General features: G+C 28.1%; 13 protein-coding genes and 2 pseudogenes. 9 read left to right on the top strand and 6 right to left on the bottom strand.

Features of this window, described 5'->3' with window-relative positions:
* Nucleotides 1-6 precede the first annotated feature (6 nt).
* Nucleotides 7-1821: a Na/Pi cotransporter family protein gene (locus FMM56_RS02340; RefSeq protein WP_150151911.1), complete on the bottom strand. Its 1815-nt coding sequence runs from the start codon at nt 1819-1821 to the stop codon at nt 7-9.
* Between the two features lie 288 nt (nt 1822-2109).
* Between FMM56_RS02340 and FMM56_RS02335 the strand changes: the two genes are divergently transcribed.
* Genes FMM56_RS02335 through dnaK form a run of 3 tightly spaced genes read left to right on the top strand, consistent with a single transcriptional unit; the run spans nt 2110 to nt 5309 of the window.
* Nucleotides 2110-2895, top strand: coding sequence for an HrcA family transcriptional regulator (locus FMM56_RS02335; protein WP_150141052.1), 786 nt, complete (start codon nt 2110-2112; stop codon nt 2893-2895).
* Nucleotides 2892-3410, top strand: a complete 519-nt coding sequence (gene grpE, locus FMM56_RS02330) for a nucleotide exchange factor GrpE (protein ID WP_150141050.1) — start codon at nt 2892-2894, stop codon at nt 3408-3410. The genes FMM56_RS02335 and grpE overlap by 4 nt, the downstream gene beginning before the upstream one ends.
* Nucleotides 3411-3431: 21 nt before the next feature.
* Nucleotides 3432-5309: a molecular chaperone DnaK gene (dnaK, locus tag FMM56_RS02325; RefSeq protein WP_150141048.1), complete on the top strand. Its 1878-nt coding sequence runs from the start codon at nt 3432-3434 to the stop codon at nt 5307-5309.
* 175 nt (nt 5310-5484) lie between these two features.
* Here the strand turns inward: dnaK and FMM56_RS02320 are convergent, their stop codons facing one another.
* The 5 genes from FMM56_RS02320 to FMM56_RS08885 all read right to left on the bottom strand — a co-directional run bounded on the left by FMM56_RS02320 (nt 5485) and on the right by FMM56_RS08885 (nt 6933).
* Nucleotides 5485-5667: a hypothetical protein gene (locus FMM56_RS02320; RefSeq protein ID WP_150141046.1), complete on the bottom strand. Its 183-nt coding sequence runs from the start codon at nt 5665-5667 to the stop codon at nt 5485-5487.
* Nucleotides 5668-5762: 95 nt separating this feature from the next.
* Entirely contained in the window at nt 5763-6233 is a 471-nt protein-coding gene (locus tag FMM56_RS02315) for a hypothetical protein (protein WP_150141044.1), read from the bottom strand.
* Nucleotides 6234-6275: 42 nt separating this feature from the next.
* Entirely contained in the window at nt 6276-6416 is a 141-nt protein-coding gene (locus tag FMM56_RS08665; protein WP_190319008.1) for a hypothetical protein, read from the bottom strand.
* Between the two features lie 142 nt (nt 6417-6558).
* Complete coding sequence (locus FMM56_RS08890; protein ID WP_223811460.1) at nt 6559-6735, bottom strand: hypothetical protein; 177 nt, start codon at nt 6733-6735, stop codon at nt 6559-6561.
* A gap of 54 nt (nt 6736-6789) precedes the next feature.
* Nucleotides 6790-6933 carry a hypothetical protein gene (locus tag FMM56_RS08885; RefSeq protein ID WP_190317961.1) on the bottom strand — a complete coding sequence of 48 codons (144 nt, stop codon included), beginning with the start codon at nt 6931-6933 and terminating at the stop codon, nt 6790-6792.
* 241 nt (nt 6934-7174) lie between these two features.
* Between FMM56_RS08885 and FMM56_RS02305 the strand changes: the two are divergent.
* The 6 genes and pseudogenes from FMM56_RS02305 to FMM56_RS08655 all read left to right on the top strand — a co-directional run bounded on the left by FMM56_RS02305 (nt 7175) and on the right by FMM56_RS08655 (nt 10781).
* Nucleotides 7175-8032: pseudogene (locus FMM56_RS02305) on the top strand (hypothetical protein).
* 114 nt (nt 8033-8146) lie between these two features.
* Entirely contained in the window at nt 8147-8689 is a 543-nt protein-coding gene (locus FMM56_RS02300) for a hypothetical protein (RefSeq protein WP_150207661.1), read from the top strand.
* A gap of 268 nt (nt 8690-8957) precedes the next feature.
* The gene (locus tag FMM56_RS08660; protein ID WP_190317959.1) at nt 8958-9119 is read left to right on the top strand and encodes a hypothetical protein; all 162 of its coding nucleotides are present in this window, start codon (nt 8958-8960) and stop codon (nt 9117-9119) included.
* 529 nt (nt 9120-9648) lie between these two features.
* Nucleotides 9649-9846, top strand: coding sequence for a nitric oxide synthase oxygenase (locus FMM56_RS02295; protein WP_150207658.1), 198 nt, complete (start codon nt 9649-9651; stop codon nt 9844-9846).
* A gap of 18 nt (nt 9847-9864) precedes the next feature.
* Nucleotides 9865-10455 (top strand): annotated as a pseudogene (locus FMM56_RS02290) (cysteine peptidase family C39 domain-containing protein).
* 179 nt (nt 10456-10634) lie between these two features.
* Complete coding sequence (locus tag FMM56_RS08655; protein ID WP_190318968.1) at nt 10635-10781, top strand: hypothetical protein; 147 nt, start codon at nt 10635-10637, stop codon at nt 10779-10781.
* Nucleotides 10782-10913 lie beyond the last annotated feature (132 nt).

The raw sequence follows: 10913 nt of genomic DNA, 5'->3' as shown, positions 1-10913 counted from the left end.
AAACCCTTAATCTTTATGTATTTCTTCATCTATTAATTTTTGAGATGAATCGCCTAATTTATCATTCATGTGATAAACTAAAATTTCACTAGAATGCGTTAAATCATTTGCTATACTTTTTGCTAGTGCCATATCATTCATAATAGAACTTGCTATTGTATCGGTGATTCTATTATATCTAATGTGAGAATCAAGAGAACTTGATGATATAGAATCATATTTTTTAACATTATAATTAAGTTCTTCAATCAACTCCTTAACCCCTTCATTATCTTGTGCTTCAATGAGTGCTTGGGCTAATCTAAGTGTCCTTAATAGATTTTTTCTAATCCCATCATACTCATTTTTTATAACCTCGTTTGTAGAAAAGGCATATTTTATAATATTTATTTGCAAGGTTTGGGCTGATTTTATAGCTGTTGCCATAAATAAATTTGCCCTTCTTAAATCCATAAATTCAGCACTTATTTCAGAATCATCACTTAAAGCACTTGCATCCACTGCAAATTCTAAGATATTAGAATAAATTCCTTTAAATTTGTTTTGATATTCTTCGTCAAAATTCATCTCAATAGGGCGATTCCTACGAGATATTAACTCATCAACATTTTCTTCTGTGTAAATATCACCCGAATTTAAACTAATTGCCCTTGATACTAAATTTGTAGTATTTTTAAACAAATGCTTACTTTCAAGATATAAAACCTCTAAGGCACTATCGCTAAATTCTAAGGCACTTTCAGTAAGATAAACTGGTTGTTCGATATGTGATTTTCTAGGATTTACCTTTATTATTTTATTTAAAAAGGTACACATTTGAGATATAAAAGGATAGAAAATAACCACGCCTATAATGTTAAAAATAGTAGCAAATAATGAAAGTTTTAATACTAAATCATCACTTGCAATGCCTACAAGTTCAGCCCCCACTTCAGTCATCCAAAGATAATATTTAAAGAAAACAATGGCTAAAAGTGCAACAGCTATATTAAAAAATACATGCGTTGCAGTAAGTTTTTTACCCTCAATATTTGAATTTAAGGAACCAATAACGGTCATAATGGTACTTCCCACATTTGCCCCTATTACTATGGCTATTGAGTTTTCATAAGAAATTTCACCAGCATTTAAGGCAACTATTGCTAGGGTTAGGGTAGCGTGAGATGATTGGGTTAGGGTCGTGATAAAAAAGCCTATTAAGACATAAACTATAAGCCCTAAAAAGCCTTGCATTTGAAATTGAGAAATATCAATGCTTTCTTTGAAATTTTCAAAACCTTCTTTCATATAAGAAATGCCTAAAAATAAAAAGCCAAGTGATAATAAAAATAAGCCCAGTCCCTTTACTTTTTTGTGTTTATTTATGAAAAATAAGACCCCAAAGACTATTAAAGGCATTGCATAAAGTGAAATTTGAGATTTAACACCGAAAAAACTCATAATCCAAGCACTAAGAGCTGTGGATAAATTCACCCCATAAATCATTGCCACGCCAGAACTTAGAGTAATCAAACTAGCACTTAAAAAAGAAATGGCAATAACTGAAACAAGACCACTAGATTGCACAAAGGTAGTTAGCACAAAGGCAAAAATGAAAGATTTAAAATTCGTATTTGCTACCTTGTCTAAAAACTGGTCTAAAATTCCACCAGATAATATTTTAAAGCTTTCTTGTAAAAGAGTCATTGCAAATAAAAATATACAAATTCCGGTAAAAAGCGTTAAGAATGAAGTATGTTCTAGTAAAATTGTAAGTAAAAACAAAGATAAAATTGTTGGTACTATAATTCTAAATATGGTCCATGCTCGTTTTTTAGTCATTAATCTACCTTGTGATTTTTAAATAAAGTATAATTATACTTTAACTAAACTTAAAATAAGCATTAAATTTTAAATTTCATTGTAAATTTATTACAAAATTACAGCTTTTAAATATTTTTTTAAGTTTTTTAATACTTTATAAATATATACTAATTTAAATTGAGTTTATAAGACTAAATAAAATTAAGTGAAATTTTTTATAATTATACTTGACAAATTAACACTCAATGTTATATAATGCTGTTAGCACTTTAAGAAAGGAGTGCTAAATTTAAAGGATAAAGCTTAATGAAAAGTAGAAATAAAAGGGATTTGATTTTAGAATCTATAATTCAAACCTATTTGCTTGATAATGTTCCTATAGGTTCAAATGAGTTAAATTCCACCCTTTGCATACCAGCTTCTACAATTCGCGTTTATCTTAAACAATTAAGCGATGAGGGAATTTTAAGTAAGATTCATTTAAGTAGTGGGCGAATTCCTACCATTTTAACTATGCAAAATTACTGGGAAAATAACCTTGATACTATGTTTGAATTAGATATTAAGAATATAGATTTTTTATATGATTTAAGTAAGAAATTTGAAATTTATTGTCTAGTTTATGCAGGCAGGGATATAATCTTTAAGGAATTATTTAGCTTAAATAATAAATTTATAATTTTGGACTTTGAAGAAAGTGAAATAGCCTTAAAATATCAAGATGAAGCCTTTAAATTTTTAAAAACATTAATAGGCTTTGATTTATTTAGTCTTGAAGCCTTAGCATTAAGATTAAAATTTTTTGAATTAGTAGAAAAAATTGATAGCTTAAAGCAAAATTTACTTATGTTTAGAAGTAATGAAGAAAGGGCTTATCAAATATATAAAAATGATGATTTTGTAAGGCTTTTAGATAGTGGAATTAATCGTTATTTTACAAAAAATATAGAATTTGAACCACTTTTTAAAGAAGGCTTTATGGGTCTTAAAATAGATACTAAATTTTTAGGAAAGAATGCAAATATTATATTAGCAGGTAGTGTTTATACAGATTATAAAAAGATATTAAATCAATTAAAGGAGGTAGCGTGAGCGAAGAAGTCAATTCACAAGATACGCAAAAGGATGAAAATTTAGAAGAAGGTGCACAAGAACTTCAAATGCACAAGGAGGAGATTTTACAAAAAGAACTTAATGATTTGCGTGATAAGTACATGAGGGCAAATGCTGAATTTGAAAACATTAAAAAAAGAATGGAAAAGGAAAAGCAAAACGCTTTAATTTATGCAAATGAAAGCTTTGCTAGGGATTTGCTTGAAGTAATTGACGCATTAGAAGCAGCTATTCGCGTAGAGGCTAATGATGAGATTAGTAAAAAAATCAAAGAAGGAGTTGAGATTACTTTAGAATTATTTTTAAAAAAACTTGAAAAACATGGGATTAAGGCTATAGATGACTCAAAGGAATTTAACCCTGATTTACACGAGGCTATGTATCATATTGCGAGTGAAAATCATAAAAGTGGTGAGATAATTGAGTCCTTACAAAAGGGTTATACAATTGCACAGCGTGTGATTAGACCTACAAAAGTTAGTGTTGCAAAATAAATTCAATAAAAAGGATAAAAAATGAGTAAAGTTATAGGCATAGACTTAGGAACAACAAATTCTTGTGTTTCTGTTTATGAAAGGGGTGAAAGCAAGGTTATACCAAATAAAGAAGGTAAAAATACAACACCTTCTGTAGTTGCTTTTACTGATAAGGGTGAAATTTTAGTAGGCGATAGTGCCAAAAGACAAGCTGTTACAAATCCTGAAAAGACTATTTATTCTATTAAAAGAATTATGGGCTTGATGATTAATGAAGAAGCAGCTAAGGAAGCAAAGGATAGATTGCCTTATCATATTACTGATAGAAATGGTGCTTGTGCTATTGAGATTGCAGGTAAAATTTATACTCCTCAAGAAATTTCAGCTAAGGTTTTAATGAAACTTAAAGAAGATGCTGAAGCCTTTTTAGGAGATAAGGTAATAGATGCAGTTATAACCGTTCCTGCGTATTTTAATGATGCTCAAAGAAAGGCTACAAAAGAAGCAGGGCAAATTGCAGGGCTTAATGTTTTGCGTATTATAAACGAACCAACAGCAGCAGCCCTTGCTTATGGGCTTGATAAAAAAGAAAGTGAAAAAATCGTAGTTTATGATTTAGGAGGTGGTACCTTTGATGTTACCGTGCTTGAAACAGGGGATAATGTAGTAGAGGTACTTGCAACTGGAGGTAATGCGTTTTTAGGAGGCGATGACTTTGATAATAAATTAATAGACTTTTTAGCATCTGAGTTTAAAAACGATACTGGCATGGATATAAAGGGCGATTTTATGGCTATGCAAAGGCTTAAAGAAGCAGCAGAAAATGCTAAAAAAGAGTTAAGCTCAGCTCAAGAAACAGACATAAATCTACCTTATATAACAGCCGATGCAAGTGGTCCTAAACACCTTGTTAAAAAGCTTACAAGGGCTAAATTTGAATCAATGATTGAAAATTTGGTTAAAGAAACAATTACAAAGATTAATGAGGTTGTAAAAGATGCCGGGCTTAATAAGGGCGATATTAAAGAAATCGTTATGGTAGGGGGTTCTACACGCGTTCCTCTAGTACAAGAAGAGGTTAAAAAAACTTTTGGAAAAGACCTTAATAAATCAGTTAATCCTGACGAAGTAGTAGCCATTGGTGCTGCTATTCAAGGTGCGGTAATTAAGGGTGATGTTAAGGATGTGCTTTTACTTGATGTTACGCCACTTTCGCTTGGTATTGAAACATTAGGTGGGGTTATGACTAAGATTATTGAAAAGGGTACTACTATTCCTACTAAAAAAGAACAAACTTTTTCAACCGCTGAGGATAATCAAAGTGCAGTTACTATCAATGTTTTACAAGGTGAAAGAGAATTTAGTAGGGATAATAAATCCTTAGGAAATTTCAATTTAGATGGCATTCCACCAGCTCCAAGAGGTGCACCACAAATTAATGTTACCTTTGATATTGATGCAAATGGAATTTTAACCGTGTCAGCAAAGGATAATGCTACAGGTAAGGCACAAGAGATTAAAATCACAGGTTCAAGTGGATTAAGCGATGAAGAGATTAATAGAATGGTAAAGGATGCTGAAATTCACAAAGAAGAGGATAAAAAACGCAAGGAAACAGTTGATGCTAGAAACCAAGCTGATAGTTTAGCACATCAAGTAGAAAAATCTTTAAGTGAGCTTGGTGAAAAGGTACCTAGTGAAGATAAGCAAAATATCCAAAAGGCATTAGATGAGCTTAAAGAAACACTTAAAAATGAAAATGCTACAAAAGAAGAGATTGAAAGCAAAATGAAAACTTTAAGCGATTATTCTCATAAGTTAGCTGAATCTATGTATAAAAAAGATGACAATAATCAAGCAGACACATCTAAACAAAATAAAAAAGATGATGATGTAATCGACGCTGAAGTCGAGTAATCTTTACTCTAACCTTTAAGGTTAGAGTTTAAGTTTTTATATCAATTTTAAAATTTTTTACATTATGCAATTTTTCTAAAAGTTTTATTATGCTTGTTCCCTTATTTTTTCAACTTCTAAGAAATTTAAGAAAAAATTTTTAGCTATATTATCTTTTGTGTAAGTTTGAGTGTTTTTACTTTTGCTTTGTATGGGCGTGAAAGTTATTATTTTTAGACTCATTTTCATTATTTTCATTACTAAGTATATCGTTATTAATTTGAGTATTTTGCTTTTCTTGTAAGGTTTTATTATTTAATTCTTCTAATTTTAACCATTCTTTCTTAAATTCTTCAATATCATTCATTGTCATAGACATAAGCAAAACTTGTCTGAAAATTTCACTATTGCCAACTTCTGTTATAGAATGTTCGTCTAAAAATTGACCTAAGACTTTTATTTTATCAAGTCCGTTTATTTACCTATTATAATAGTATCTCCTTGGGTTATATGATAACTTGCATTAATTTCTTTATCCAAATTTTTAATAAAAAGCACTAACGCATCGCCCTTACTTATGCTTTGATTATTTTCAATATCAAAATTTATTGAAGCTTCAATTTTAAAATTGCATCTATCTTCTTTTGATTTTGTAACATTCATAAGTTCATTTTTATTTTCATATATTTTTGTTATATTAAAATTTTGAGTATCATATTGAAAGTATTTAGGAATATTTTCAAGTACTTCTTTGCTTAATTTTGTATTTTCATCATCAGATATAAGCTGTAAAAACAGCTTATATGCGTTAGATAAGGTTTTGTTTATATCAATACTTGTAAAAAAAGCATTATTAATAGAACTCTTTTGGCTAATAATGTTTACATATTCTTGTATATCCTTAGCATAAATTTTTATAATCACTTGGGATTCCTGTACTTTCATTAAAATCACTTGTAAAATATCCTTGACTATCTACTCCAAAGCCTAAATTTCACTTACAGTTTGTGATTTATTGTTTACTAAATTTGAAGATTGATTTAAGGTATCAGTGTTTAAATTTTCTTCTTTTGCATATTGCATGTTAGTTTGATAATTTAAATTTGTATGATTTATGTTATTTATCATCTTAATCTCTTTTTTAATAAATTAATTTTATGTCAAATCGGTATAAACATGTTTATTTTAAACCACCAAAATATTTATCAAATTGATTTTTATACTGAATGCTTAGTTGTCTAATTATTAAATTATTATTTAAAACTTGTTTTTATTGTTTATGTATGCGTCCAGTTCTTAAATCATAAATTATTGCATCATAAGTAAAATAGTTGTATTTGTGCCCTGACTTTGATATTGTCCAATTATTTTTAGCCATAAATCCAACAAATAAATATAAATCTCCATTGGTTAAAGCGTTCCATTCTATATTCTCTCTATATGACATAGTATTAAATGATTTTGTGCGATTTGCAAGAGCGTAACATGAAGTTGTACCACATTAGTATAATGTTCCATAATACCCACCCTTAATCTCTTTCATCTCTTCATAACTAAGCTTTTTAATACCTGGCGAGTTATTACTTACTGTCCCATTTGTAATCTTTGCTAAAAAATCATCTGCTAAAGCAGATACTAAAACCAAGCTACTTAAAATAGTCGCACTAAGAAATTTTTTTTATTTTTTTATCCTTAAAATAATTTTTAAACTAATTAAATTATAACATAAAAAATTTTTATTTTTTGTAATTTATTTGTAATTTGTTTTAAAAGTAGTTTCCAAATTTATACATTTAAAAAATATACAAAGTTATAAAACATTGACTTCTTTTTAAATTTTTATAAACTTGATTTTTTTCTAAAAATCAAACTTTTATGTAGTAATAATGAGAAATTTTAAAATATTTTTAAGTTCTATTTTTGCATTTAATCTACTTTTTGCAAGTGATGAATTAAGCATTGTTTCTCTTTTTAAAAAGCAAATAGGCTTAAGAAGTATAACAAATTTATTACTTCTTAGTACAGGAAATGCAAATTCTTATTATTTTTATCTAAATATTACAGTAAGTGGAGATCCTACTATTTGGAATGATACTAAGCAATTAAGCTTAAATCAAAGTTTTGTTTCTATCTTGCATTCTAAATTTGATATATTAATATCAGGTGGTGGAAGTTATATAAGGCAAGAATATACGTATTTTTATACAAATGATTATTCAAGTGAAAATTCCTTTAAATTTGATTCATTATGGCTAGGTTTTATATACACCTTTGATAGTGTTGCAGACTTCATTCCACGGCTTACCTTTTAATCAGCCTTAATGCAAAGAGAAAAGGCAGTAGATGAAACAAAGAATTTTTATTTAAAATCTCAAAGCATACAAAGGACTTTAAGAGAATACAGCGACCCAGTTGTTTATAGCGTTTATACTGGTTTTGGATACAATGCAAAAAGAAAGTTTGATTTTGCTAGCGTTGAATACGGAAATAGTTTTTATATAGGTGGAGATTTATTCATAGTTTTAAGCCCAAAAATTACCTTAGATTTAGGAGCTGAACAAAGATTTCAAAATAAACAAAAGATTAATGGGGTACAAAACTCAGAATTAAGGTCAATTCCTACCTTTTCTATATTCAACCTATAGCTTAAATTCTAATACTGCTATGTCTGTAAATGCTAGCATAGGTGGAAGTTCTGCAACCTTGATTCTATATTTGCCTTAAGCTTATGGAAAAAATTTTAAAAATATAACAAATTTATACAAGATATAAGCATATTTAATAAAAAGATTAAATTTTTTAAAATAAGTACGATTATTGTGTTAGGATTTAATAAATTTTAGTTTAAAGTGGAAAAGATGAAAAAATTTATTAGTGTGGCTATTTTAAGTAGTTTGGTTTCAATGTTTGCTTTAGCAGATGATTTTTTAGCAAAGATTACAAACGGGACAGTAAGTGATAACTCACTAGGGGTTAAAAAACTTAGTTATGAAAAGATGAAAGAGATTAAGGGTGGTTATAATATTTCAAATCCTGTACTTTTTCAAAATGCAAATTCAGGTTTTGGTGGTTTTATAGCACAAATCGGTGTAGTAATTCTTCCTGATATAGATAACGAAGTTAGTAATGGTGTAATGTGTGGATATGGTTATTCGACTTGTTCTTCTTATACAAATAAACAAGGATTTAATGAATTTGTTGATATAGCAGACCCAAGACAACATCAGTATTTAGCTATTACTGCTACAAAAACTATATCTGTTGGTGCTTTTGGGATACCACAATATACTTTTTCAAATAGTGGGATAGTTGTTGATTTAAATTCTAATGGAAGTGTTTATAAAATAAGAAATGCTGCTATTAAGGGCTATGTTGCTAATGATGTTTCTATTAAGAGTTAAAAATGATTTAAATAGAATTTTAACAACTTAGTACTAGTGTATTATATAAATTTTCTTTTAAGAAATATATGAGTTTTAATTTAATAAATAGAGCTGTAATATGTTAACTTCGAACTATCAAAATTATAATACTAGTTTAAATATTAATTTAAATACGCAAAGCAAAGGTTTAAAAGATTCAAGCCAAAGCGTAGCCTTAAATTCATAAAATACTAAAATTCAAATTTAGTAACTGATAAATCACAATCAGTAAGTGAAAGTTTAGGTTATGGAAGTGGATAAGGATGGATATTTTACAAGTGATTTTAACGAGGTTGCAAATATCTCAAGTGATATAAAATTTCATTCTTCAACCATGGAAAGCATAGTAAGGGCAAAGACTCAAACAAAAGCACCTTTTTATAGATTCTATAAAAGTAGATATAGCTAAAACAATAGGTAATGCTTATAATATGCTTATAGTATTGTAGGCGAGGATGTATTAAATTCAAAGGATAGTTTTACACTTAATGATATTTCTAATTTTCCACAAGGTTATGAGTATAACACAAAAACTCTTGAAGTTACACAAATTTATAGCAATAAAGAATTTACAAGTGCAGACCTTTTATATAATTACAACAATAAGGAAAATAAACTTATAAATTCTTTATTTTTCAATACTTCAAGCCTAAGTCAAATATTAAATAATAATAGTGGTGGTAAAGAATATTTAAATGTCGGCTTTTTGATTTCACTGCCACAAAATATATAAATGGCGATACATAACAAAGGTGGGCTTTTAATAGGGTTAATAGGCAAATTACAGCGTTATAGAAAGTGAAATAACAATCACAGGAAAGCTTACAGGACATGACAAAAGTATAGATGAGACAAATTTAAAGTCTTGGGTACAAGCCCAAGGAATTTTTATAATTGATATTAATGATACACAAGCTCAAATTAAATTAAATGATATTATGTCAAATACTGATATTTCTAAATTTAAGCAAGAATTTAGCGTCTTTGTTAAAGAACAACAAGATAAATATAAAAAAGATGAAACCAGCATTGATAAGGACCCTTTAAGTTTAATCTTTGAAGAAATAGATAGGGCAAGGAAGGAGATGTTACAAAGATTAAAAGAAATTCAACAAAGCATAGATATCAAGGATTAAAAGGTGTAGGTTGAAAGTATATTTTATTATATTTTTTTTATAAGTATTAATCTTTTAAAAGCTGATTTTATCGTTAAATCTTATCAAGAAATTAAAAATGAAAGGGTGATAAGGTAAAATTATGAAGAAAGTTGCGGTGCTACGTCATTAACTACTATTTTTAATTTAATTGATAATAGCACTTTTAGCGAACTTGATATTTTACAAATGATAAATTCAAAAGATTTATACACAGATAAGCTAAGTTTTGCAGAATTAAAAGATATATCTAAAAAATTAGGTTTTAAAAGTAATTCTTATAAAACCAATAAAGAAATTTTAAATCAGCTTTTAAATATTCTTATTTTATTAAAAATATAAGATGACCCACGTTATCCAGATTTTATAGTAATTATAAATCACAAGGGTAATTATTTACAAGCACTTGACCTAAGTCATGGCGAATATTTTAGTTCTAAAAATCAGTTTTTTAGCATATGGGACAGGTATAATAATGGTTGTTATACCCCAATCATAGCCCCAAAGAAAAAATCAAAATTTTTACTTGACATTTCTAAATCTTTGAATTTTGATTTTAAGTCTTTTAGCTTATTAATCTTTATACTTTAAAATTTATCATTTGCGATAAAATTTTAAAAAGGAAAAATCAAATGAAAAATAACTTATTTGCACTTGCATTAAAAAAACATTCTATAAGAAGCTATAAAAATACGCGAATTGATAATTATATTATAAATGATATTATATAAATAGCACTTAGCACGTCAACTTCTTTTGGGTATAAGGGCATGGAATTTGTAGTTGTTAGAAATAAAGATATTATTTATAAAATAGGTGAGTGTAAAACATTTGGTGGTTCTCAAATCAATGGGGCTGATAGCGTAATAGTAGTAATGGTAAAAACGGCTGATAAAAGGCAAAGTGATTTTGGATAGAAGATGGGGCTATCGTATCAACATATATACTTTTAGCTACCGAATAATATAATCTTGGTACTTGTTGGGTACAAATTCGAAATAGAATAGGGTGATATGAGATCTCTGATGAAGAAATTTGCAACTTACTTA

The organism is Campylobacter sp. LR264d (genome assembly GCF_008633895.1).
Lineage (GTDB): Bacteria > Campylobacterota > Campylobacteria > Campylobacterales > Campylobacteraceae > Campylobacter_D.
This window is presented reverse-complemented; position numbering and strand designations above follow the sequence as displayed.